The following is a 24,503-nucleotide window of genomic DNA, read 5'->3' as shown; positions in this document are numbered from 1 at the left end:
CGTGCACCTCCCGAGAACGTCCATGTACTCACGCATTTTCATCCGTCTGGCCGCCCCCCTGGCTCTGACCCTGCTGCTCCCCTTCGCCATCGGTTTCGAATGGCCGGCCGCCCTGCGCTGGGCGATCCTGACCACGATGACGCTGAGCTGGCTCGGCTTTGCGTGGTGGACCACCCGCGCCCAGGCACACCGTTCCCCGGAACACGCCCGTGTCCTGCGTGAGCAGGACCAGCTGCTGACCGAACTGCGCAATTTCGTCGGCAACGAGATCGAGGGTTCGCGCGGCGAAGTGGAACGCGCCCGTGACCTGATCCGCCAGGCCGTCTCCAGCCTCGGTGGCAGCTTCGATGCGATGAACCGCAAGTCGCGCCAGCAGAGCCAGGCCCTGTCGCGCATCGTCGACCGCGCCGGTGACGAAGGCAATGCCGGCCTCGACGTTGCCCGTTTCGCCCAGCACGCCAGCCACCGTATGGAACAGCTGGTCGAAGCGCTGGAACAGGTGAGCGGCCAGAGCAGCACCACCGTGCAGCACATCGACCAGATGGCGCAGCACCTGGATGGCATCTTCGCGCTGCTGGAAGACGTCAAGTCGATCGCCGACCAGACCAACCTGCTGGCCCTGAACGCTGCCATTGAAGCGGCACGTGCCGGTGAAGCCGGTCGTGGCTTCGCGGTGGTCGCCGACGAAGTGCGCAACCTGTCCGAGCGCTCGACCACCTTCAACGAGCAGATCCGCAAGCTGGCGCATAGCTCCAAGGACGCCATCGCCAAGGTGCGCGAGACGGTTTCGCACATGGCCTCGCGCGACATGGACCGCTCCCGCGAAGCGCGCCAGGAAGCGGCGGCGATGCTCGACAACGTCGCGCAGATCAACGCCTCGCTGGGTGACGGCATGCGCGAAGTGTCCGAGTGCGCCCGTTCGATCGATGGCAGCGTAGCCGAAGCCGTGCGCGCCCTGCAGTTCGAAGACATCGCCACCCAGGCGCTGGGCGGCGTGCACACCCACCTGGACCGCCTGACCGCGATCAACCGCGAAGCGGTGGCCCTGCAGGAACTGCTGCACCGCAATGGCGGCGTATTCGACGAAGAGATCGCCACCGCCCTGCAGCGCACCGGCAGCCGCCTGCGCGAACTGCGCAGCGAATGGGAGCGCCCGCCGCACAAGCCGGTTGCCCAGCAGAGCATGGGCGCCGGCACCGTCGAGCTGTTCTGATCCTGATGTCCGCTGCCCTCGCCGGCAGCCCGCAAGGCCCCGGTTCGACCGGGGCCTTTGCCTGTAACCCGCCGTTGGATGCATCCTGTACCCGCACCATGACACTGATCCGCGCCCTGCCCTCTCTCACCGATACCGAGCGCCCGCGCAACGCGAGCGTGCGTGAGCAGCTGCAGCAGCTGGAGGATGTGGCACGCGAGGAGATCCGCGAACTGCAGCAGCTGGCGGACGCGCGCCCCGCCCCGTCGCGGGCGGACGAGGCACTGCTGGGACTGGCCTGGGACCTGGGGTTGGACGGGGAAGCGCTGAAGTAGATCCACGCCATGGGTGGACAGCTTTCATCCGCCGGTGTGACGCCTGGCCCTCGCCGCAACATCCACGCATGGCGTGGATCTACCGGGGTGGCGAAATCGTTGTGGCATGATCCACCGATCCCGTTCATGGAAGACCGATGGCCATCACCCTGATCGCACTCCTGCTGATCGAGACCGTCCTTCTGATGGCCTGGGTGGCCGGTTATTTCAGTTGGGGCATCACCCTGTTCAACGAACGCATCGCGGCGTCACCGGCCATGCAGGCCCGGCTCTCGCTGGGCAGCCTGGAACGTGACCTGCCGCAGGACAGATGGCTGCAATTGGCCTTCCATGCGCTGCCCGATGGCAGCATGGCGTTCCGCGAGAGCTTCGCGCCGAGCTTCGGCCTGCGCTACTTCCCGGTGATGCGCGGTCGCATCGTACTCAACGCGCGACGGCACGAGGTGCGGGTGATCGGACTGTGCAGCTGGTTCGTGGCCATCCTGTCGCTGTTGCTGTTGCCGCTGGTGGCGATGCGCCCGATGGTGGCGCCGATGCTGCTGGTGCTTCCGCTGTTCCTGGCCAGCTATCTGGTCCAGAAGCGGCGCTATGCGGCCATCGTCGAAGCGCTGCGCATGCAGTTGAAGGCGGATTTTCCGAGGTAGATCCACGCCATGCGTGGATGATCGAGAGGCACAGACATCCGTGCCGACCAACGGTCGGCCCCCACCAAAGCGGGTTGCGATAGATCCACGCCATGCGTGGATAGACACAGCGGCCAGGGTCAGCTCCAACCAGTGCAGCTGATCACCGCACCAGCATCACTTCCCCACTGGCATCGGTGCGTAGCGAAACCGGCTGTGGCTGGCGCAGCCACTGCGCCAGGTCGCGCGGGCTGAGCGGGCGCGAGTACAGGTAGCCCTGGATCTCGTCGCAGCCCTGGCGGCGCAGCATGTCTTCTTCCTGGTGCGTTTCCACGCCCTCGGCCACCACCTTCATGCCCAGCGCATGCCCCAGGTGCACGATGGCCTGGGTCACTTCGGCCGTACCCGAATCGTGCAGCATGCCCTGCACGAAACTGCGGTCGATCTTCAGGCGCCCCACCGGGAAGCGGTTGAGGTAGTTGAGATTGGAGAAGCCGGTGCCGAAGTCATCCACCGCCAGCGGCACGCCGTGCCGTTCCAGCACGTCGAAGCAATGGCGCAGGATGTCGGTGTCACGGATCAACGCCGACTCAGTCAGTTCCAGCTCCAGCCGCTGTGGTGGCCAGCCATGGGCGTGGCAGATTTCGATCACGCGCTCGGCAAAGCCGCGGTCTCGCAGCTGTACCGCAGAAACATTCACCGCAATGCGGTCGAAACGCAGTCCGGCACGGTCCCAGGCGGTTGCCTGGCGGCAGGCCTCATTCAGCACCCAGTCGCCGATCCGCACGATCTCGCCGCATTTTTCGGCAATGGGGATGAACTCGGCCGGGCTGCAGTAGCCGATCCCGGGGCGGTGCCAGCGCAACAGTGCCTCGATCGCCGGCGGCTCGCCGTGGTGGGCGTGCAGCAGCGGCTGGTAGGCCAGGCTGAACTCTTCGCGCTCGATGGCGCCGTGCAGGGCATGCTCCAGCTCCAGCTTGCGCTGGATGCGGGCCAATGCGTCCTGGCTGTAGTACTGGTAGGTGTTGCGCCCCGCTTCCTTGGCCGCGTACATCGCGGCATCGGCGGCACGCAGCAATGAATCGAAATCGGTCTGTGCATCGCCCAGCATCGCGATGCCGACGCTGGCGCCGACCTTCAACGTGGTCTCGCCACGCCGCAGTGGCTCGGCCAGCGAAGCGATCAGCTTGCGCGCGACGTGGCCGGCGTCTTCCGGCTCGGCCAGGTCGCGCAGTACCACGATGAATTCATCACCACTGAAGCGGCCGAACAGATCGTTGTTGCGCAGGTTCTGGTGCAGGCGCGTCGCCGCGGCCTTCAGCAGTGCATCACCGGTGGCGTGGCCGAAGCTGTCGTTGATGGTCTTGAAGCCATCCAGGTCGATGAACAGCATCGCCAGCGATGTGCCACGGTCACGTGCTTCTTCGATGGCCTCTGCCGTCTGCTCGCCGAGCAGCACGCGATTGGGCAGGCCGGTCAGCAGATCGTAGTGGGCCAGCAGTTCGATGCGCTCGTTGGCCTCGCGTTCGCGGGTGATGTCACGGAACAGCACCACGAAGCGCGGTGGCAGGCCGTCACGGCGGTCCAGCTCGATCAGCACCTGCACCCAGACGCGCAGGCCGGACTGGCGGTAGAAGCACAGGTCCAGCTGCTCGGGCAGCCCGCCGTTGGCGATGCGCGCCAACGCCGCTTCGAAGGCATTGCGTGAGTCCTCGGTGTACAACGCCAGCGCCTGGTCGAGGGTGATCGGTTCCTTGCGCAGGCCGTGAATGCGATAGCACTCCTCGGTCCACTGCATGTGCCGGGTCTTCACCTCGATCTCGCAGCCGCCGATGCGGCCCAGCGCGGAGACGCGGTTGAGCAGCTCGGTGCGCCAGCGGATCAACGCGTCGGTCTGGTGCTGCTCGGTGATGTTCTGCACCTGTCCGAGCAGTCGCTTGGGCTGTCCGTCCATGTCCAGCAACGGCTGCATCCACAGCCGCAGGTGCTGCGACGGCTCATTGCCCCGGGTCAGTTCCAGTTCGAGATTGGCGGCACGGCCATCGCGCCACAACCGCCGCCACGCCGCACGCAATGCGCCACGTGAACGTGGGTGCAGCTGCTTCAGCCAGCGCCGCTGGCCGGGTACGGCGCCCTGCTCCAGCGCAAGCATCGAACGCAGCTCCGGCGACCACCAGAAGTCACCACTGTTGGGGTCGAACGACCAGCTGCCCATGCTGGCGATGCGCTGGGCCTCGCTCAGGTGCAGCTGCTGTTCCTGCAGCAGCCCTTCCAGCTGCTTCTGCTGTTCGATATCGGTATGGGTACCGACCATGCGCAGCGGCTGGCCATCGGCGGTGCGCGCGACCACGCGGCCCCGGTCCAGTACCCAGCGCCACTGGCCATCGGCCTGGCGGAAACGGAACTGCGCGCTGTACTGCTCGCTCAAGCCACGCAGATGCTCTTCCAGTGCGGCCCGCACCTGGGCGATGTCCTCGCCGTGCACGCGGGCCAGCATCTCGGTGGCGGTTTCATCGCCCACTGCCGGGGTGCGCACCACACGGTCACTGGGAATGTCCCAGTCCCACAGGCTGTGGCCGGCACTGTCCAGCGCCAGCTCCCAGCGCCCACCGCCGCCGAGCGGCACCGGTTCGGGAATGCTCAACGTGAAGGCCAGCAGGTTGCCGGCGCCATCGTGCACGGCGCGCAGGTGGCCATCGTAGTGCCCGTGCGGGCCACCCGGCAGCGTGCAGGCCACGATGCCGCCATCGGCAGCCATCAGGCGCAGATCTTCCAGCATCGGCGCATACGCAGCCACGGTGGCCGGCAGGCCATGCTCGCGCGCAGCCGGATTGGCCGCCAGCGGGCGACCCGTGCGGTCGACGATGACCAGCGCCGACGCAAGCGGGTGCTGCAGCAGGCTGGCGATGATCCCTTGGTCCACGCGATCTTGCTCCGGATGACACGCCCGTCAGCGGGGCACGCAGTGGTTAACGGCGCCTGCGGCGGATAATTGAGTGGTCTGGGCGCACCTGCGCGGTAAGATGGCCGGCGCCCCTTTCAACCAGCCCGTCCATGCCTGCAGAACCGACCGGCACCGCCCTTGTACCCGATCCGCGGATGGCGCAGGCGCTGAGCCGCGACCGGCGACGGGTGGTCCTGAGCTACCTGGTGATGGCATTGGCCTGGATGATCGCTTCCGACAGTGCCGTGCAGGCGCTGGTGCCGGATCCGCAGCAGGCGGCGATGTGGCAGAGCGTGAAGGGCTCGTTCTTCGCACTGGCCAGTGCCGGCCTGCTGTACCTGCTGCTGCGGCCGCTGGCCGAGCATGTGCTGCACACCCATGCGCGCCAGCAGGCCTCGGAGCTGCGCCTGCGGCAGATGTTCGAGGGCAACCCCGGCCCGATCCTGGTCTACGACCTGGACACGCTGGCGATCCTCGATGCGAATCCGGCTGCCTGTACCGCCTTCGGCTGGGAGCGTGACGAACTGCTGGAGCAGACCATCGATGCGTTGTGGCCGCCAGGCCAGGACCAGGCGCTGCAGACCAAGCTGGAGGCGATCCGCGAGGCGCCGGAGGAACTGTGCATCCTGCGTACCCAGCTGCAGCTGCGTGACGGCTCGCTGCGGCAGATGGAACTGCGCTCCAACGCCATCAGCTATGACGGCCACAACGCCCGCTTGTTGATTGCCATCGACCGCACTGCCGAAGACCTGGCCCAGCTGCGCCGTGACCAGGCGCTTGCGCGGGTGGAAGAAGCCCACGAACTGGCGCGCATCGGCGCCTGGGAACTGGACCCGTCCACCGGCATGGGCCGCTATTCCAACCAGGTCTACCGACTGCTTGGCCGCCGGCCGCCGGAAGCCCGCCGCTGGCACCGCTTCGACGAGCTGCTGGTTCCCGCCGACCCTGCCACCGCCACCCAGACCGAACAGCTGCTGGCCGACCTCTGCTCGGGTGATCCGGTGCAGGTGGACGTACTGCTGCCCCTGCTGTCGATGGACGGACGCGCCCTGATGGTGCACCTGCGTGCCGCCAGTGGTGTCGATGAGTCCAGCCGCAGCCGCGTACTGGGCACCCTGCAGGACGTGACCGAGCGGGAGCAATCGCGACGCCTGCTGCGCGAGCGCGAAGAACAGTTCCGAGAGCTGGTGCGGGTGCTGCCCGATGGCGTGGTGATCCTCTCCGACGAGCACGTGCTGTACACCAACGCCTGGGCGGCCAGCCTGTTCGGCTATGGCAGCCATACCCTGCTGGGTGAGCCGCTGTCGGCGCTGGTCGCTGCCGGTGATCTGGCCCGCGTCCGCGGCCAGCTGCGTGCAGGGCAGCCACACCTGGGCCCCGGCCACAGCAGCGTGGTGGCCATGCAGCGCGCCGACGGCCGCAGCTTCCATGCCGGCCTGGCGGTGGGCGAGGTCCGCTATGGTGGCCGCGACTGCAAGCTGCTGATCGTGCGCGACCTCAGTGATTCCGAACGGACGCGCAGTGCACTGGAAACCAGCAACCGCGAACTGCAGGCGATGGCCGGCCGCCTGTTCTCCCTGCAGGAAGACGAGCGCCGCGCGATCTCGCGCGATCTGCACGACGACATCGGCCAGGCGATCACGGCGATCAAATTGTCCGCCCATGCCGCGCAGGACGAGCACGATCCGCAACGCCGCGCCGAGGACCTGGCACAGATCGTCAGCCTGGCCGACACCACGGTAGCCAAGCTGCGCGACATCTCCACCCTGCTGCGCCCTCCGCAGCTGGACGCGCTGGGCCTGGAAGCAGCCCTCAGCTGGCAGGCGCGGGTGCTGTTCCGTTCTTCGCAGGTGGAGCTGCTGGCCGAGATCGAGCCCCTGCCTCATCGCCCCGACAACAGCATCGAACAGGCCTGCTTCCGCATCGCACAGGAGAGCCTGACCAACGTGCTGCGGCACGCGCGCGCGAGCCAGGTACACCTGCAGCTGCGCGACATCGGCAAGCGCAGCCTGCACCTGCAGATCCGCGACGACGGCGAAGGTTTCGACCCGGACGGCCCGCGCGGCCTGGGCCTGATCGTGATGCGCGAGCGCGCGCAGAGTGTCGGCGGCCATGTGCGTATCGAGTCCGCACATGGCGAAGGCACCCTGATCGACGTTCACCTCCCCTACCAAGCGGCCAGCATGGCCGCCGTTGAGTCACCGGAATACTGAGCCTATGTGGAATCCCAACCAGCCGCCGGTCAGCATCGATGATGCACCCGATCGCCTCGGTGCCGGCAACCCCGAGCTGCAGGCGATGGTCGCCGAAGCGGCCTCCGGCGGCACCGCGCTGATGCTGATGCACGTGGACATCGACCACTTCGCTTCCGTCAACGAGAACATGAGCGCCGAGGTGGGTGACCAGGCGCTGGTGCTGGTGGCGCAGCGGCTGCAGTCCTACCTGCGGGGTCGCGGCAAACTGTGGCGGCATGGCAGCGACGAGTTCCTGATCGCAGTCCCGCGCAACGCCGACGTGCCGCTGCCGGAGGACTTCGCCGAGGAAATCCGGCAACAGATGGAGTTGCCCCTGTCGGTGCTGCCGTACACGCTGTTCATGACCGGCAAGCTGGGGGTGAGCTTGTGCCCGGAACACGCCAGTAACGCCTCGCGACTGCTCGACCACGCCGAGGATGCGCTGTACCAGGCGGCCCGCGAAGGTGGAAACGCGGTGCGCATCCATGCAGTGGATACCCCGCCGAGCGCGCACAGCGAGAGCATCATCGCGCGCCAGATCGTCGACGCGATCCCCAACGGTGAGCTGAAGCTTCGCTACCAGCCGCTGGTCAGTGCCCGCGACGGCCATGTGGTGGGCATGGAGGCGCTGCTGCGCTGGCAGTCCCCCACGCTGGGCATGCTGGTGCCGGAGCGCTTCATGCGCACCGCCGAGCGACTGGGCATCATCGTGCAGATCGGCACCTGGGTGCTGGAGGGCGCGCTCAAGCAGGCCCGCCTGTGGCGCGACCAGGGCTTCGACGACTTCACCATTGCCGTGAACGTCTCCACCCTGCAGCTGCTGCGGCCGAACTTCTTCGCTGAAGTGATGGGCCTGATCCAGGCCGCGGGCGTGCCGGCACAGATGCTGACGCTGGAGATCAACGAAAGCGCGCTGACCAACAATGTCAATTTCGTGCACGAGACACTGGCCAACCTGCGCAACGAAGGCATCAGCCTGAGCCTGGACAACTTCGGCACCGGCGATTCCAGCCTCAGTGCGCTGGTGCGTTACCCGGTGGACAAGCTGAAGATCGACCGCAGTTTCATCAAGAGTGCACCAGCCGGCAACCGCGAAGCGGCCATCGCACGCGCGATCATCGCCATGGGCCACCAGCTGGGCATGACTGTCATTGCCAACGGCGTGGAATCGCAGGCGCAGCTGGGCTTCCTGCGCCGCAACGACTGCGACGTGTTCCAGGGCTACCTGTTCGGCGAACCGATGTCGGCCGATGCCGCCGGCATGACCCTGCGCCGCCGCTACCTGCGCCCGGAAGCCTTCGCCGAGACCCGCCCGGACCGCACGCTGCTGCTGCTGGACGACGAGGAGAACGTACTGCGCTCGCTGGTTCGCCTGTTCCGGCGCGATGGCTACCGCATCCTGGCCGCTGGCAACGTGCGCGATGCATTCGACCTGCTGGCGATCAACGACGTGCAGGTGATCCTGTCCGACCAGCGCATGAGCGACATGAGCGGCACCGAGTTCCTGGGCCGGGTGAAGATGCTGTACCCGGACACGATCCGCCTGGTGCTGTCCGGTTACACCGATCTGAACACCGTGACCGACGCGATCAACCGCGGCGCGATCTATCGCTTCCTGACCAAGCCGTGGAACGACGATGAGCTCCGCAAGCACATCCACCAGGCGTTCCGCACCTATGAGGAGCAGCGTCGCAGCAACGCCGGTCCGGCGCCTGCGGAGAGCGGCGATGGCGGCGAGGATCGCCCGTTGCGGTAACGATCCCGTCTGGTAGAGCCGGCCGCTGGCCGGCTGCTCTCGATGCCTGGCTCAAAGGGGTTGCCGGCCAGCGGCCGGCACTACCCGAAGCGCGAATCCGGTCGGGGACAAGCCCTGGCAGAGCCGGCCGCTGGCCGGCTGCTCTCGATGCCCGGTTCAATGGGTTGCCGGCCAGCGGCCGGCACTACCCGAAGCGCGAATCCAGGTCGGGAACAAGCCCTGGTAGAGCCGGCCGCTGGCCGGCTGCTCTCGATGCTGGATTCAATGAGGTTGCCGGCCAGCGGCCGGCGCTACCCGAAGCGCGAATCCAGGCCGGGGACAAGCCCTGGTAGAGCCGGCCGCTGGCCGGTTGCTCTCGATGCCTGGTTCAAGGAGGTTGCCGGCCAGCGGCCGGCACTACCCGAAGCGCGAACCCGGTCGGGGACAAGCTCTGGTAGAGCCGGCCGCTGGCCGGCTGCTCTCGATGCCCGGTTCAATGGGGTTGCCGGCCAGCGGCCGGCACTACCCGAAGCGCGAACCCAGGTCGGGGACAAGCCCTGGTAGAGCCGGCCGCTGGCCGGCTGCTCTCGATGCCCGGTTCAATGAGGTTGCCGGCCAGCGGCCGGCACTACCCGAAGGGGTCAGCGCGGCTGCTTCACCGGCAGCACCACGCGGAAGCGCGAGCCCACGCCCGGGGTGCTGTCCAGGTCGATGCGGCCATGGTGCTTGTTGATGATGCTGTAGGAGATCGACAGGCCCAGGCCGGTACCGCTGCCCACCGGCTTGGTGGTGAAGAACGGATCGAAGATGCGCTGGCGCAGTTCCGGCGAGATGCCGCCGCCAGTGTCTTCAAATTCGACCCATACCTGATCACCGTCGACACCGGTACGCACGGTGATGGTGCCACGCTCGGCAATGGCGTGGCCGGCGTTGAGCAGCAGGTTCATGTAGACCTGGTTCAACTCGGACGGCAGGCATTCCACCAGCGGCAGCTGGCCGAACTCACGCACCAGGGTGACCTTGTACTTGAGCTCGTTCCAGATGATGTTGATGGTCGATTCCAGCCCGGCGTGCAGGTCGACCAGCTTCCACGATTCGTCGCGGCCGGAATACGAGAAGTCCTTCAGATCACGCACGATGCGGGTCACCCGTTCGATGCCTTCGCGCGATTCGGCCATCAGCTGCGGCAGGTCGCGGCTGATGAAATCGATGTCCAGGCGGTCACGGATATCGTCGATTTCCGGAATCAATGCCTTCGGGTCCGGCGCGCGCAGGGCGCGCTCATAGGCTTCGATGACGGTGAACAGGCTGCGCAGGTATTCCTGCAGGCTGCCCAGGTTGGAGTGGACGTAGCCGATGGGATTGTTGATCTCGTGCGCAACGCCGGCGGCAAGCTGGCCGATCGAGGCCATCTTCTCCGACTGCAGCAGCTTTTCCTGGGTACCGTTCAGGCGCAGGTAGGCCTGCCGCAGCTCGGCATGGCGCTGCTGCAGCTCGCGCTCGTAGTCTTCCTGCCCTTCGATATGGCGGAACAACGCCAGGAAGTGCCCTTGGCCGACCGGGCCGTGGTGGTAGAGGTGGGCGATGACCACACCCTCCCCCAGCGGCAGGCTGCCGTTCCAGTGACCATGCTGCCGCGCCTGTTCCAGCGCATCGGGTGGCAGCAGCTCACGCAGCCGCTGCGGCGGCAATGCACCGTCCTCCCCACCGGCCAACAGGTTCTGCGCAGCCGGATTGGCCAGCGCCACCTGCCCGTCTTCAGTGAACAGCAGCAGCCCTTCGCGCAGGCGCTCAAGCAGGGCCTGCAGCACCGGCTGCGGAGGAAGGGGGGCGGTAACCAGGGCGTTGGCAGCGGACACGGCGACTCGGGACGTTCGAACAGGCGCCCAATATACGCGGTCACGCAGCGGGCTTCAGCCCGCGGGGGTGGGTAGTGCGACCGCCGTCGCGTCAGGCGACGGCGAGTGGGCGGCGGGCAGTGACGGTGTGTGACTGGCCCTTGGCGTCATAGGCCGAGGCGTCTTCGGTACGGCCCAACTGGCGCAATGCCCAGTTGACTTCGCGTCGGCGCCGCGAAAGCAGCACGCCATTGGCGCGGTTGCGCTCGGCCAGTTCCTGCAGCTGCTCGCCCTGCCCCACCGGCGGCGCGCCTTCCAGCGCACGCAGCGCTTCCAGCTTGGCGCCGGTGGCCCGGATCAAGGCGTGTACGTCGTGCTCGACCAGGGCCTGGCGTTCAACGTCCAGGGCCTGGGCGAGGCGCTGCAGCGGCTCGCTCATCGCCGCGGTCATCCGTGCAGCTGCTGGTCCAGATCGAGCATGCGCGATGCGATCGCGTCCGGATTGATCTTGTAGGTGCCGTTCTGCAGCGACTCGCGCACGGCGGCCACGCGCTGGGCGTCGATCGCCGGGGCGGTGGTCAGCTCACGCTCGATGGCCTGCAGATTGGTGGCCTCGCCGGTCAGGCGCAGGCTGTCGGCCGCCTCGACCGGGCGCGCCGCCGCATCGGTGCTGACGCCGGGCTTGTTGGCCGGGGTCGTCACGCTGCGCAGTGCCTGGGGGACCTGCAGGTTGCCGTCGATTTTCTGGCTCATGGGGTGTCCTGGAGTTGCCGTTCACAAGGGATAACGGCCGCAGGGCCGTGATCTTTAGGGATATTTTGCGGTAATTCAACGCGCCACGATTACGTCACCTGCGGCATCGACCGTGCCCTGCACGATCCGCCGCGAGGACAGGTTCTCGACCGAGACCCGCTCGTTCTCACCGGCATCACCCATCGCACGGCCGGCAATTCGGACCTCGACCGAACCGCGACGCGACACCAGGGCCACATTGTCTCCTCGCTTGATGAGACGCTGAACCACCAGGTCGTTGTTCGACAGCAGGGCTCCGGCCTGCAACGGACGGCGGGCGATGCGGCCGATCGCTGCATTGGGATCGGTCAGCACCGCACCGGCAATCCGGGCAGCGTCACGCTGGGCAGTGGTGATATCGGCGGCGGTGAGGGTTTCTCCAGTGCCGATTCCACGATTGAGCACCAGCACGGTCTGGTTGCGCCGCACCTTCACCGGCACGAACAGGCGCCAGCCCCCCGCATCAGGGCAACTGACCTCCACCGTGGTGTTGGCGGTTGGCTGTACCTGCAGCGCGCCGCCACACTTGGGCAGGCGCAGCGCATCGGCCACCTGGGCCTCACCCTCGCTGCCGGCCGGCAGCGTCGACAACGCTGCGGCGCGGATGCTGGCTACGGGCTGCCAGTCGGCGGCCGTCGCCCACGGCGAGGCCACAGCAAGCGCGATGGCCAATAGAGATGTGACCCGGCGCATGGCGCCTCCTGTCGATGGGACCTGGCCCAGCTGCGTGCAAGGTGTGTGCCAGAGACGAGGTCTCGGGATGGGGCCTGTAGAGTCGACTGTTAGTCGACTTTCGCGTCAGTCGACTTTCGCGCGAAGCGCGGGATTTCCCGCGATCGGATAAGAGCAGTCGACCGCGAAGCGCAGTCTGCTAGAAGAGCAGTCGACTAACAGTCGACTCTACAGAAGCGGTGTGGAGCGCGCGGGCGGCACAGCGCCCTCAAGTTCGGCGCCTACCCCGCCGATACAGCAGCCATGTCCCATGACCTGCTCAACCGGATCGACCAGCGGACCCGTCTGGCCGGCCACAATCGCCTGGCGCTGCTGCTGTTCCGTCTCGGCGGACGTCAGCTTTTTGGCGTCAATGTCTTCAAGGTGCAGGAAGTCCTGCGACGCCCGGAACTGTTCCAGGTGCCCGGGCTGCCCAGCCAGTTCTCCGGCGTGGCCGACGTGCGCGGCCGCTCGGTGCCGGTGCTGGACCTCGGCCTGGCGATCGGCCATCCCGAGCGCGAGCCGGAGGCGGACACCTCGCCCGGCTACCTGGTCGTTACCGAGTTCAACCGCTCGATCCAGGGCTTCCTGGTCAGCGGCGTGGAGCGCATCGTCAACATCGCGGTGGAAGACATCCATCCGCCGCCGGAACTGGGCGCCGAATCGAGCTACCTGACCGCCGTGACCCGCTTCCAGGGTGAACTGATCCAGGTGATCGACGTGGAAAGCGTGCTGGCGGACATCGCCCAGGTGCGCGGCGAAGCGGTGCTCGATCCGGCGATGGCGATGCCCTCCGACGGCCCGCAGCTGCAGGTACTGGTGGTGGATGACTCGCGCGTGGCCCGCCAGCAGATCCGCAGCGTGCTCGACCAGCTGGGCGTGGGTGCCACCCTGCTCTCCGATGGCAAGCAGGCGCTGGACCATCTGCTGCAGATCCACGCCTCGGGCGAGAACCCGGCCGAGCGCTATGCCATGGTCATCTCGGACATCGAGATGCCGGCCATGGACGGCTATACGCTGACGACGGAAATCCGGCGCCATCCGGGCCTGGCCGGCCTGTACGTGCTGCTACACACCTCGCTGTCGGGCGTCTTCAACAACGCCATGGTCGAGCGCGTGGGCGCCAACGCCTTCGTCGCCAAGTACTCGCCGCACGAGCTGGCCGATTTCGTGCTGGACCGCCTGCGCAAGGTGGCGCTGGCGGCCTGAGGCCACTGATCCGGTAGTGCCGGCCGCTGGCCGGCAACCGCAGATCCATCGGGGAGCCGGCCAGCGGCCGGCACTACCCTCTCGAATTTGGCACACCCCTTGCAGCTTCCCGGGCAACGTTCCCGTGGGAGTGCACCGTGCGCAACCTGATTACCGACTACCTGGGCGTCCATGCCCAGGCCATGCCGTTGCGCGAACAGCGGATGAAGCTGATCGCCAGCAACCTCGGCAATGCCGACACTCCCGGCTACAAGGCCCAGGACCTGGACTTCGATGCCGCCCTGCGCCATGCCCAGGGGCAGGATGCCAATGGCCTGATGGCCACCACCCATGAGCAGCACTACGAAATCAGTAGTGGCCTGAACCCGTTCCAGATCGCGCGCGAAGGCGTGCAACCCAGCCTGGACGGCAACACCGTCGATCCCGATGCCGAGCGTGCGGCCTATGGCCGCGCCGCGCTCGAGTACCGCGCTTCGCTCAGCTTCGTCGAGAGCAAGGTGCGTTCCATGTTGACCGCGATCACGGGGCAATAAGCCATGAGCAACCTGCCGATCTTCGATATCGCCGGCTCCGCGCTGCAGGCGCAGTCGGTGCGCATGAGCACCATCGCCTCCAACCTCTCCAACGCCGATACCGTCGCCGGTTCCGCCGACGCGGTGTACAAGCCGCTGGAGCCGATCTTCCAGGCCGTCACCAGCAAGAACGATCCGAACATCACCTCGGTGAAGGTGAAGGAGATCACCCAGAGCGATGCGGCGCCGATCAAGCGCTATGAGCCGGGCCACCCGCTGGCCGATGGCGATGGCTACATCTACCAGCCCGACGTCGACCCGGTGGCGCAGATGGTCAACCTGATCTCGACCTCGCGCAACTACCAGGCCGGCGTGGAGATGTTGACCACCGCCAAGGAACTGGCCCTGGCCACCCTGACCATGGGCCGCTGAGGCCCGCAGTACCGGATACCGCCATGACCACCGCCGTCAACAACCAGACCAACCAGGACGTCTACACCGCACTCGGTCTGAACGCCCCGAACAGCAACGCCACCAAGAAGAAGAACACGCTGGACCAGGCCGATTTCCTGCGCCTGATGACCGAACAGCTTCAGCACCAGGATCCGCTGAAGCCGATGGACAACACGCAGATGGTCGCGCAGATGGCGCAGATGTCCACCGTGCAGGGCATCACCGATCTGAACAAGACGGTGAAGGGATTCCAGGAATCGATGGCCAGCGACCAGGTGCTGCGTGGTGCGGCGCTGGTCGGCCACCAGGTGCTGGTGCCGTCGGAAAAGCTGGTGCTGGAAAAGGAAGGCAACGTTGAAGGCACGGTGGCCGCGCCTTCGGCCGGCATCATCACCGTCGACATCACCGATGCCACCGGCGCCAAGGTCACCTCGCTGAGCGTGGAAGCCAAGGCCGCCGGCGAGACTGCGTTCCAGTGGGACGGCAAGGATGCCAACGGCAAGCGCATGGAGCCGGGCAAGTACTCCATCGTTGCCAACCACGTCGATACCGCCGGCAAGAGCACCAAGCTGTCCACCTACGTGCAGGCGCCGGTGGAAAGCGTGACCGTCGGTTCCGACGGCCTGTACCTGAACCTCAAGGGCCTGGGCACGGCCCCGATCGACTACGTGCTCCGCGTCAGCTGAGCCGCACACCCCGCACTTACCAGGAGCATCCCATGGGCTTCAATGTCTCGCTGTCCGGCATCAATGCCGCCAATTCCGACCTGAGCGTCACTGCCAACAACGTCGCCAACGTCAACACCACCGGCTTCAAGGAATCGCGCGCCGAATTCGCCGACCTCTTCTCGGCCACCGGCTATGGCCTGTCGAAGAACGCGGTCGGCTCTGGCGTGCGCGTTTCCAATGTCGCCCAGCAGTTCAAGCAGGGCCACAACGAACAGACCGGCCGCAGCCTGGACATGGCCATTTCCGGTGAAGGCTTCTTCACCATGAACATGAACGGCACCCGCGTGTACTCGCGCGCCGGCAACTTCCAGACCGATGCATCGGGCTACGTGGTCAACCCGCAGGGCGCGCGCCTGCAGGTGTTCGCACCGAATGCCGATGGCACCAACTTCGATGCCGGCCGCCTGGTCGACCTGCAGCTGCTGACCACCGACAGCCCGCCGAAGCAGACCAGCGAAGTGAAGGTTGGCTTCACCCTGCCGGCCAACGCCAAGCAACCGACGGTGGCGACCTTCGACCCGGCCGATTCGAACAGCTACAACCACTCCAGCGGTGGCATCACCGTGTACGACTCGCTGGGCGTGAGCCACATCCAGGTCTCGTACTTCGTCAAGGGCGCCAACCCCAACGAATGGACCGTGCGCAATTACGTCGATGGCCAGCCGGCCGGCGCACCGACCCCGGTCACCTTCGACAACAGCGGCAAGCTGGTCGCACCTGCCAACGGCAAGGTCAGTCTCGGCACCTTCACCCCGACCACCGGTGCCGGCGTGCTGAACATGACGCTGGACGTGAGCGGCTCGACCCAGTACGGCGAAAAGTTCGCGCTGCGCAACACCCAGCAGGACGGCTACGCCGCCGGCAAGCTCAATGAGATCACCGTGTCGGAAACCGGCGTGGTCTACGCGCGTTACTCCAATGGCGCCGACAAGCCGCTGGGCCAGGTCGCGCTGACCACCTTCAACAATCCGCAGGGCCTGGAATCGAAGGGCAACAACCTGTGGGTGGACACCTTCAGCTCGGGCACGCCGCGCACCGGCATGCCGGATACCTCCAACCTCGGCAAGATCCAGGCTGGCTCGCTGGAAGCATCCACCGTCGACCTCACCGAGCAGCTGGTCAACATGATCACCGCGCAGCGCAACTTCCAGGCCAACGCGCAGATGATCACCACCCAGGACCAGATCACCCAGACCGTCATCAACATCCGTTGATGAGCTGCTGACCCTGTCACGGAACTCCCCGCATGGATAAAGCCCTTTACGTGGCGATGACCGGTGCCCGCGCCTCCCTGCAGGCGCAGGGAACGCTCAGCCACAACCTCGCCAACTCGGACACCCCTGGCTTCAAGGAAGCGCTGGCCAATACCGAAGCCTTCCCGATCAAGGGCCCGGGCTTTGCCTCGCGGGTGGATGCGCTGCACGTCGACGCCGGCTTCAACCGCACGCCCGGCTCGCAGCACATTACCGGCAAGCCGCTGGATCTGTCCCTGCAGACCGGCACCTGGCTGGCGGTGCAGTCCAGCGACGGCAGCGAGGCGTACACGCGCGGTGCTGCACTGTCGGTCACCCCGAACGGCCAGCTGGTGACCTCCAGCGGCCGTCCGGTACTGGATGACAACAACAATCCGATCGCCATTCCGCCCTACCAGGCCATGGAGATCGGCGCCGACGGCACGCTCTCGATCATTCCACAGGGCGAAGGCCCGCAGACGATGGCGCAGATCGGCCGGATCAAGGTGGTGCAGGCGCCGGACGAGCGCCTTGAGCGTGGCCTGGATGGCCTGTTCCGCAACACCGACCCGCGCCAGCCGTTCGCCCCGGCACAGGGCACGGCCGTGCACAGCGGCCAGCTGGAAGGCAGCAACGTGGACGCCGCTGGCGCGCTGGTGCAGATGATCCAGCTGCAGCGCCAGTACGAAATGCAGGTGCAGGTGATCAAGCACGGCGACGAGAACGCGCGCAGCGCCAACAGCATGCTGCGCCTGGGCAGCTGACGGAATTCCGGCGCCGGCTGACAGCGGCGCTGGCACACCGCTTGCACACCCGCATACAAGGGCCGCACCACGCGGCCGGCTTCACCAGACAGGACATCGAAGATGAACCAGGCATTGTGGATCGCGAAAACTGGACTGGATGCGCAGCAGATGCGCATGTCGGTGGTTTCCAACAACCTCGCCAACACCAACACCACCGGCTTCAAGCAGGACCGTGCCAGTTTTGAAGACCTGCTGTACCAGCAGGTGCGCCAGCCCGGCGGCTCCTCCTCGGCACAGACGCAGCTGCCAACCGGCCTGCAACTGGGTACCGGCGTGCGCGTGGTCGCCACCGCCAAGAATTTTGAACAGGGTGGCCAGCAGCAGACCGGCCGCGCCCTCGACGTGATGGTCAATGGCCGCGGCTTCTTCGAGGTTCAGATGCCTGATGGCAGCTCGGCCTACACCCGTGATGGCTCGTTCAAGATCAACCAGGACAGCGAGCTGGTCACCAACAGCGGCTACCCGGTGCAGCCAGGCATCCAGATTCCCGAAGGCGCGCAGTCGGTAACCATCGGTACCGACGGCACCATCAGCGTGAAGATGGCCGACGGCGCCGCCTCGGTGGAAGTCGGCGCGCTGACCCTGACCGACTTCGTCAATCCGGCCGGCCTGCAGGCCCGTGGCGAGAATCTGTTCCTCGAGACCACGGCCTCCGGCCCGGCACAGAACGGCAACCCCGGCCTCAACGGCCTCGGCACCGTGGTGCAGGGCGCGCTGGAAGGCAGCAACGTCAACGTGGTGGAAGAGCTGGTGTCGATGATCGAAACCCAGCGCGCCTACGAAATGAACGCCAAGGCGATTTCCACCACCGATTCGATGCTCGGCTACCTCAACAACAAGCTCTGACCGGCCAACCCGGGAAACCGCCATGTCGCCCATTTCCAACTTCGCCCGCACTGCCCTCGCCTGCACCGTGGCTGCCCTGCTCGGTGGCTGCGTCATTGCCGGCGATGTGCGCCCCTATCCGGCAATGGCACCGATCCAGCCGATCATGCCACCGCAGGCCGAACCGACCGCCGGCGCGATCTACGCGGCCGGCCCGACCCTGCAGTTGTATTCGGACCGTCGCGCGCGCGATGTCGGCGACCTGCTGACCATCACCCTGCTGGAGAACACCACCGCGCAGACCAGCGCCAACACGGCCACCAACAAGGAATCCAACCTGAGCCTGGGCACGCCGTCCATCCTCGGTGCGCCGGTCACCCTGGGCGGCAAGGACATCCTCAGTGCGACGGCCAAGGGCGCGCGTGACTTCACCGGCAAGGGCAACAGCGCACAGAGCAACCGCCTGCAGGGCAGTGTCACGGTCACGGTGATCCAGCGCCTGCCCAATGGCAACCTGGTGGTACAGGGGCAGAAGAACCTGCGGCTGAACCAGGGTGATGAACTGGTGCAGGTGCAGGGCATCGTGCGCCCGGGCGACATCAGCCAGGACAACACCATTCCTTCCAGCCGCGTGGCCGAAGCCCGCATCGTCTACGGCGGCCGCGGCCCGGTCGCGCAGTCCAACGCGATGGGCTGGCTGAGCCGCTTCTTCAATTCCGGCCTGACGCCGTTCTGAGTATGGCCATGAAACTCCTCCCCTCTTCTTCCTGGCAGCGCCGCGTGGCGTCGTTCGTCGCGCTGATGCTGATGATCGTGGCAGCCCCGGCCAGCGCCGAGCGCATCAAGGACCTGGCCCAGGTCGGCGGCGTGCGTGGTAACGCCCTGGTGGGCTACGGCCTGGTGGTCGGCCTGGATGGCAGCGGCGACCGCACCAGCCAGGCGCCCTTCACCGTGCAGAGCCTGAAGAACCTGCTCGGCGAGCTGGGCGTGAATGTTCCGCCGAACGTCAACCCGCAGCTGAAGAACGTGGCCGCCGTGGCGATCCACGCTGAACTGCCGCCGTTCGCCAAGCCGGGCCAGCCGATCGACATCACCGTGTCCTCGATCGGCAACGCGGTCTCGCTGCGTGGCGGTTCACTGTTGATGGCCCCGCTGCGCGGCGCCGACGGCCAGATCTATGCCATCGCCCAGGGCAACCTGATCGTGGGCGGCTTTGGTGCACAGGGCAAGGATGGTTCCCGTGTCTCGGTGAACGTGCCCAGCGTCGGCCGCATTCCCAACGGTGCGACCGTGGAGCGTGCGCTGCCTGATCCGCTGGCCAACGGCGGCGAGATCACCCTGAACCTGCACAACAATGACTTCACCACGGTCTCGCGCATGGTCGCTGCGCTCAACAATGCGTTCGGCGACGGTGCGGCGCGTGCGGTCGACGGCGTGACCGTGGCGGTTACCGCGCCGACCGATCCGGGCGCACGCATCGGCCTGCTGGCGCGCATCGAGAACCTGGAACTGACCCCGGGCAGCGCTCCGGCCAAGGTGGTGGTCAATTCGCGTACCGGCACCGTGGTCATCGGCCAGCAGGTGCGCGTGGGACCTGCCGCGATCTCGCACGGTTCGCTGACCGTGACCATCCAGGAAAACACCAACGTCAGCCAGCCCAATGCGCTGTCCGGCGGCCGCACCGTGGCCAGCCCGCAGTCGACCATCACCGCCACCAACGACGGCAGCCGCATGTTCAAGTTCAGCGGCGGCACCACCCTGGACGAGATCGTGCACGCGGTGAACGCCGTGGGCGCAGCACCAGGCGATCTCATCGCGATCCTGGAAGCCCTGAAGCAGGCCGGCGCATTGAGTGCCGAGCTCGAGGTGATCTGATATGCGCATCAATCCCGCATTCGATCTGCACCCGGCACAACAGAACGATCCGGCGAAGATCGACAAGGTCGCGCGCCAGCTGGAAGGCCAGTTCGCGCAGATGCTGGTCAAGAGCATGCGTGACGCCAGCTTCGGCGACTCGCTGTTCCCCGGCGAAAACAAGATGTTCCGCGAGATGTACGACCAGAAGATTGCCGAGGCGATGACCCGCGGCAAGGGCCTTGGCCTGTCTGGCATGATCAGCCGGCAGCTGTCCGGCCAGGCCGCCGATGGCCCGGCGCTGGATACCCGCGTGGACCCGGCCAAGGCCAGCCGTGCCTATCAGCTCAATGCACCGGCCAAGCCGGCACCGTCGCTGCCGCTGGAAGACGGCAGCCAGGCCGTGCGCCTTCTGCAGCAGATGGCCGCCGGCGCGCAGTCCGGCGCACACGCGGCGGTTGCACCGATGGAACAGGCGCTGGACCTGATCGCCGGGCGCGAAAGCAGCAGCATGCACCGCTCGCTGGGTACCGAAGATCCGTACATCGGCGGCCTGCAAGGCGAGGACTGGGCTGCCAACAGCGACCAGTGGGCGGCCACCGCCAGCAACCGCGGTACGGCCATCAGCCCGGCCGATGCGATGGCGACCCGTACCGCCGTCGCCCAGCTGGGCGAACACACCCCGGAAGGCTTCGTCGCCAGCATCTGGCAGCACGCGCAGCGTGCGGCCAAGGAACTGGGCGTGGATGCCCGCGCCCTGGTTGCCCAGGCGGCGCTGGAAACCGGCTGGGGCAAGCGCCACATCAAGCATGCCGACGGCAGCACCTCGCACAACCTGTTCGGCATCAAGGCCAATGGCTGGAACGGCCAGCGCGCCGTGGCCGGCACCCACGAGTACGTCGATGGCGTGCGCCGCAACGAGACCGCCAGCTTCCGCGCCTACAGTTCGCCGGCCGAGAGCTTTGCCGACTACGTGCGCCTGCTGAAGACCAGCCCGCGCTACCAGCAGGCCCTGCAGGCCGGCACCGACGTGCAGGGCTTCGCCCGTGGCCTGCAGCGCGCCGGCTATGCCACCGACCCGCGCTACGCGGCCAAGATCGCCGCGATCGCCGGCGGACCGACCATCGAGCGCGCCGTCAGCGCCGTGGCCGATGCCGGCTCGCGCCTTGGCCAGACCTTCGCCAGCACCGCAACCGCGGCGCTGGGTATCACCCGTCGTTGAGGAACCCCATGTCCAGCGTACTTTCCACCGGTACCGGTGCCCTGCTCGCCTTCCAGCGTGCGTTGGCGACCACCAGCCACAACGTGGCCAACCTCAATACCCCGGGCTACAGCCGGCAGAAGGTCAACTTCGCCACCGCTGATCCCCAGAACTACGGCTACGGCACGGTCGGCAACGGCACCCGCATCACCGACATCCGCCGTACCGCCGACCAGCTGGCGATCTCGCGCCTGCTCGACAGCAGCGGCGAGCTGGCGCGCCTGAAGCAGCTCTCCGGCATGGCCGACCGGGTCAATTCGTTGTTCTCCGACGCGGCAACCAACGTGTCCGGCGTCTGGTCGAAGTTCTTCGATTCGGTCAGCGGCCTGTCCTCCAATGCCGCCGGCACCGCCGACCGCCAGAACATGCTGGATGGTGGCAAGGCGCTGGCCAACCGCTTCGTGCAGCTCAACACCCACCTGAACAACCTCAACAGCGAGGTCAACAACGGCCTGCTGGCCGGTGCCACCGAGGTCAACCGGCTGGCGCAGGAGATCGCGCAGATCAACGGTGCGATCGGCACCAACATCGCTACCGCCGCACCGGACCTGCTCGACCGCCGCGACCAGTTGATCACCCAGCTGATCGGCTACACCGGTGGCACGGCGGTGATCCAGGACGGCGGCATCATGAATGTCTACACCGCCGGCGGCAACGCACTGGTGGTGGGCACCACGGCGACCAAGGTCACCACCGTGGCCGACCCGTACCAGCCCGAGCGCCTGCAGCTGGCGCTGGAAACGCAGGGCAACACCATCCGCCTCGACCCGAAGGCGGTCGGTGGCCAGATCGGCGGCCTGCTGGAATTCCGCGACACCGTGCTGACACCTGCCCAGGCCGAACTGGGCAAGCTGGCGGTAGGCCTGGCCGAGAGCTTCAACCAGGTGCATCACCAGGGCGTGGACCTGTATGGCCAGCTGGGGGGTGACTTCTTCAACATCGGCAACCCGCGCGTCACCGCCAACAATGCCAACACCGGCACCGCCAGCCTCAGCGCCAGTTATGGCGACCTCGGCAAGCTGGACGCGCAGAACGTGGTGCTGCAGTTCGATGGCACCAACTGGAAGGCCAGCCGTGCCGACACCGGTGCCAACGTTCCGCTGACCGGCACCGGTACGGCCGCCGATCCACTGGTGATCAACGGCGTCAAGCTGGTGGTCGGCGGTACCCCGGCGGCCAACGACCGCTTCCTGCTGCAGCCGACCGCAGGCGTGGCGGGCAGCATGGAAGTGGCGATCACCGATCCGTCGCGCATCGCCGCTGCCGCGGCGGTGAAGGGCGCGGCGGCGACGTCCAACACGGGCACCGGCAAGCTGAGCGGTGTCACCGTCAGCGATTCGACCAACGCCAACCTGCGCAATCCGGCCGCGATCGTGTTCACCTCGGCCACCACCTATACCATCGATGGGGGCCCGCCGCAGACCTATACTCCCGGCCAGACCATCAGTGCCAATGGCTGGAGCTTCGTGCTGGACGGTGCGCCGAAGGTTGGCGACACCTTCAACATCACCCCGACTCCGGCGGGCTCGTCGGACAACAGCAACGCCTCCAGGCTGTCCAAGGTGGAGAGCGCCAAGGCATTCAACAGCGGCACGGTCACCCTCAACGGCGCCCTGGGTGGCCTGACCACCCAGGTCGGTGCAGCCGCCCGCTCGGCCGAGTATTCGCTGGAAGCGCAGCTGGTGATCAATGACAAGGCGCAGGAAGCACGCGATGAAGTATCCGGCGTCAATCTGGACGAAGAGGCGGCCGACATGCTTCGCCTGCAACAGGCCTACCAGGCAGCCTCGCAGCTGATCTCCACCGCCGACAGCATGTTCCAGACCATCCTGGGAGCCGTCCGTCGATGAGCAGCCGTATCTCCACAAGCATGATGTTCAACCAGTCCGTGTCGCTGATGATGGCCAAGCAGGCCAAGCTCAGCCACCTGGAGCAGCAGATCGCCACCGGCAGCAAGATCGTCAGCGCCAAGGACGATCCGGTTGCCGCTGGTGCGGCGGTCGGGCTTGACCGCAGCCTGGCCGCACTGGACCGGATGAAACTGAATGCCGGCAACGTGCAGAACCGACTGGGCGTACAGGAGAACACCCTGGCCCAGGTCAACGACCTGATGGCGCGCGTCAACGACCTGACCATCCAGGCCAGCAATCCGGCGCTGGGCGCCGCCGACAAGAAAACGCTGATCACCGAACTGAACCAGATCCGCGAGGGCCTGTTGTCGCTGGCCAACGCCGACGACGGCACCGGCCGCTACGTGTTCGGCGGCACCAACGATGGCGATCCGCCGTTCGCCAAGATCAATGGCAAGGTGGTCTACCGTGGCGACCAGACCCAGCGCCAGATTGAAGTCGGCCCCGATACCTATGTGCGGGATGCCCTGCCCGGCAGCGAAATCTTCATGCGCATTCCTACCGGCGACGGCTTCGTCGATGGTGTTGCCGCGGCCGGCAATACCGGCAACGGCGTGCTGACCAACATCACCCGCGATGGCAGCGACAGCTGGAACGGCCAGTCCTTCAGCATCCGCTTCACCGCCGCCGACCAGTACCAGGTACTGGACGGCGCTGGCAACGTGACCGGCACCGGCACGTTCAAGGCCGGTGACAACGTGGAAGTCAACGGTGTCCGCCTGCAGATCACCGGCGCACCCGCTGCCGGTGACAGCTTCAACGTGAAGCCGGCCACCAGCCGCGACATCTTCGACACCATGGACAAGCTGATTGCCGCGCTTGATGCCGACACCGGCACCACCGCCAAGATGAGCGCGCAGCAGAACGAACTGCAGAGCGCCCTGCGCGATGTGGCCCGTGCGTCGGAGCGGATGATCGATTCGCGTGCGGCCGGCGGTGCGCAGCTGAAGGCACTGGACAATGCCGCCGACATGCGTGAAGCCAACAGCGTGACCCTGAAGACCACGTTGTCGCAGATGCGCGACCTGGACTATGCCGATGCACTGAGCCAGTACCAGCTGCAGAGCACCGCGCTGCAGGCGGCACAGACGATCTTCTCGCAGATGCAGTCGATGTCGTTGTTCAACAAGATCCGCTGACGCATCTCCTGCGTCACCCCTGAAAGGCCGCGATGCCCTGCATCGCGGCCTTTTTCGTTTCTGCGTGCCCGTTCCGTCGCGCTCGCCGGGCGTGGGCTGGCGCTACCGGAAACATGCTGCACGCATTTTCCGTGATTGCCCATCAAGCCAGGCCCTGCCCCGCCGATACC

22 protein-coding genes are annotated in these 24,503 nt (G+C 66.6%); 17 read left to right on the top strand and 5 right to left on the bottom strand.

The features are described from left to right. Positions 1 to 22 precede the first annotated feature (22 nt). The 3 genes from AC5P67_RS19440 to AC5P67_RS19430 all read left to right on the top strand — a co-directional run bounded on the left by AC5P67_RS19440 (position 23) and on the right by AC5P67_RS19430 (position 2,171). A complete protein-coding gene (locus AC5P67_RS19440; protein ID WP_005409587.1) occupies positions 23 to 1,213 on the top strand; it encodes a methyl-accepting chemotaxis protein in 1,191 nt (396 codons plus the stop codon). A gap of 98 nt (positions 1,214 to 1,311) precedes the next feature. Then, entirely contained in the window at positions 1,312 to 1,527 is a 216-nt protein-coding gene (locus AC5P67_RS19435) for a hypothetical protein (RefSeq protein ID WP_032966708.1), read from the top strand. A gap of 137 nt (positions 1,528 to 1,664) precedes the next feature. Further along, positions 1,665 to 2,171, top strand: coding sequence for a hypothetical protein (locus AC5P67_RS19430; RefSeq protein WP_060380211.1), 507 nt, complete (start codon positions 1,665 to 1,667; stop codon positions 2,169 to 2,171). A 142-nt stretch (positions 2,172 to 2,313) separates the two neighbouring features. On the opposite strand, the gene AC5P67_RS19425 is transcribed toward AC5P67_RS19430, so the two are convergent. Then, positions 2,314 to 5,073, bottom strand: coding sequence for a bifunctional diguanylate cyclase/phosphodiesterase (locus AC5P67_RS19425; RefSeq protein ID WP_049403812.1), 2,760 nt, complete (start codon positions 5,071 to 5,073; stop codon positions 2,314 to 2,316). 131 nt (positions 5,074 to 5,204) lie between these two features. On the opposite strand from AC5P67_RS19425, the gene AC5P67_RS19420 reads away from it, so the two are divergent. Together AC5P67_RS19420 and AC5P67_RS19415 are read left to right on the top strand one after the other, a co-directional pair. Then, a complete protein-coding gene (locus AC5P67_RS19420; RefSeq protein WP_262095092.1) occupies positions 5,205 to 7,307 on the top strand; it encodes a sensor histidine kinase in 2,103 nt (700 codons plus the stop codon). Positions 7,308 to 7,311: 4 nt separating this feature from the next. After that, complete coding sequence (locus AC5P67_RS19415) at positions 7,312 to 9,084, top strand: EAL domain-containing protein (protein WP_005409582.1); 1,773 nt, start codon at positions 7,312 to 7,314, stop codon at positions 9,082 to 9,084. 620 nt (positions 9,085 to 9,704) lie between these two features. Here the strand turns inward: AC5P67_RS19415 and AC5P67_RS19410 are convergent. From AC5P67_RS19410 to flgA, 4 genes are all read right to left on the bottom strand, one after another. Beyond that, complete coding sequence (locus AC5P67_RS19410; RefSeq protein ID WP_005409581.1) at positions 9,705 to 10,922, bottom strand: ATP-binding protein; 1,218 nt, start codon at positions 10,920 to 10,922, stop codon at positions 9,705 to 9,707. A gap of 91 nt (positions 10,923 to 11,013) precedes the next feature. Beyond that, positions 11,014 to 11,352, bottom strand: a complete 339-nt coding sequence (locus AC5P67_RS19405) for a flagellar protein FlgN (RefSeq protein ID WP_005409580.1) — start codon at positions 11,350 to 11,352, stop codon at positions 11,014 to 11,016. Continuing rightward, entirely contained in the window at positions 11,349 to 11,654 is a 306-nt protein-coding gene (gene flgM, locus AC5P67_RS19400) for a flagellar biosynthesis anti-sigma factor FlgM (protein WP_005409579.1), read from the bottom strand. Before flgM ends, AC5P67_RS19405 begins: the two co-directional genes overlap by 4 nt. 75 nt (positions 11,655 to 11,729) lie before the next feature. Beyond that, on the bottom strand, positions 11,730 to 12,386 hold the full coding sequence (gene flgA / locus AC5P67_RS19395; RefSeq protein ID WP_495215116.1) for a flagellar basal body P-ring formation chaperone FlgA: 657 nt from the start codon (positions 12,384 to 12,386) through the stop codon (positions 11,730 to 11,732). Positions 12,387 to 12,668: 282 nt separating this feature from the next. On the opposite strand from flgA, the gene AC5P67_RS19390 reads away from it, so the two are divergent. From AC5P67_RS19390 to flgL, 12 genes are all read left to right on the top strand, one after another. After that, positions 12,669 to 13,613, top strand: coding sequence for a chemotaxis protein (locus AC5P67_RS19390; RefSeq protein WP_005409577.1), 945 nt, complete (start codon positions 12,669 to 12,671; stop codon positions 13,611 to 13,613). A 137-nt stretch (positions 13,614 to 13,750) separates the two neighbouring features. Continuing rightward, positions 13,751 to 14,146, top strand: a complete 396-nt coding sequence (gene flgB / locus AC5P67_RS19385; RefSeq protein WP_005409576.1) for a flagellar basal body rod protein FlgB — start codon at positions 13,751 to 13,753, stop codon at positions 14,144 to 14,146. A gap of 3 nt (positions 14,147 to 14,149) precedes the next feature. Further along, on the top strand, positions 14,150 to 14,557 hold the full coding sequence (flgC, locus tag AC5P67_RS19380) for a flagellar basal body rod protein FlgC (RefSeq protein ID WP_005409575.1): 408 nt from the start codon (positions 14,150 to 14,152) through the stop codon (positions 14,555 to 14,557). Positions 14,558 to 14,580: 23 nt separating this feature from the next. Further along, the gene (locus AC5P67_RS19375) at positions 14,581 to 15,264 is read left to right on the top strand and encodes a flagellar hook assembly protein FlgD (protein WP_005413273.1); all 684 of its coding nucleotides are present in this window, start codon (positions 14,581 to 14,583) and stop codon (positions 15,262 to 15,264) included. Positions 15,265 to 15,296: 32 nt separating this feature from the next. Beyond that, positions 15,297 to 16,520 carry a flagellar hook protein FlgE gene (gene flgE, locus AC5P67_RS19370; protein WP_099484549.1) on the top strand — a complete coding sequence of 408 codons (1,224 nt, stop codon included), beginning with the start codon at positions 15,297 to 15,299 and terminating at the stop codon, positions 16,518 to 16,520. Between the two features lie 32 nt (positions 16,521 to 16,552). Then, entirely contained in the window at positions 16,553 to 17,302 is a 750-nt protein-coding gene (locus AC5P67_RS19365) for a flagellar basal body rod protein FlgF (RefSeq protein ID WP_005409572.1), read from the top strand. A gap of 102 nt (positions 17,303 to 17,404) precedes the next feature. Further along, positions 17,405 to 18,190, top strand: a complete 786-nt coding sequence (gene flgG / locus AC5P67_RS19360) for a flagellar basal-body rod protein FlgG (RefSeq protein WP_005409571.1) — start codon at positions 17,405 to 17,407, stop codon at positions 18,188 to 18,190. A 22-nt stretch (positions 18,191 to 18,212) separates the two neighbouring features. After that, positions 18,213 to 18,905, top strand: a complete 693-nt coding sequence (gene flgH / locus AC5P67_RS19355; protein ID WP_005409570.1) for a flagellar basal body L-ring protein FlgH — start codon at positions 18,213 to 18,215, stop codon at positions 18,903 to 18,905. 2 nt (positions 18,906 to 18,907) lie between these two features. Beyond that, positions 18,908 to 20,044, top strand: a complete 1,137-nt coding sequence (locus AC5P67_RS19350) for a flagellar basal body P-ring protein FlgI (protein ID WP_032966707.1) — start codon at positions 18,908 to 18,910, stop codon at positions 20,042 to 20,044. A 1-nt stretch (position 20,045) separates the two neighbouring features. Then, on the top strand, positions 20,046 to 21,245 hold the full coding sequence (flgJ, locus tag AC5P67_RS19345; protein ID WP_043033570.1) for a flagellar assembly peptidoglycan hydrolase FlgJ: 1,200 nt from the start codon (positions 20,046 to 20,048) through the stop codon (positions 21,243 to 21,245). An 8-nt stretch (positions 21,246 to 21,253) separates the two neighbouring features. After that, positions 21,254 to 23,134, top strand: coding sequence for a flagellar hook-associated protein FlgK (flgK, locus tag AC5P67_RS19340; RefSeq protein ID WP_005413269.1), 1,881 nt, complete (start codon positions 21,254 to 21,256; stop codon positions 23,132 to 23,134). Beyond that, positions 23,131 to 24,333, top strand: coding sequence for a flagellar hook-associated protein FlgL (gene flgL, locus AC5P67_RS19335; RefSeq protein ID WP_049402743.1), 1,203 nt, complete (start codon positions 23,131 to 23,133; stop codon positions 24,331 to 24,333). Before flgK ends, flgL begins: the two co-directional genes overlap by 4 nt. Positions 24,334 to 24,503 lie beyond the last annotated feature (170 nt).

It is taken from the genome of Stenotrophomonas sp. YJH_SMC_21, from assembly GCF_059369555.1.
The sequence above is the reverse complement of the archived record's forward strand: the minus strand, read 5'-3'. Positions and strand labels throughout refer to the sequence as shown.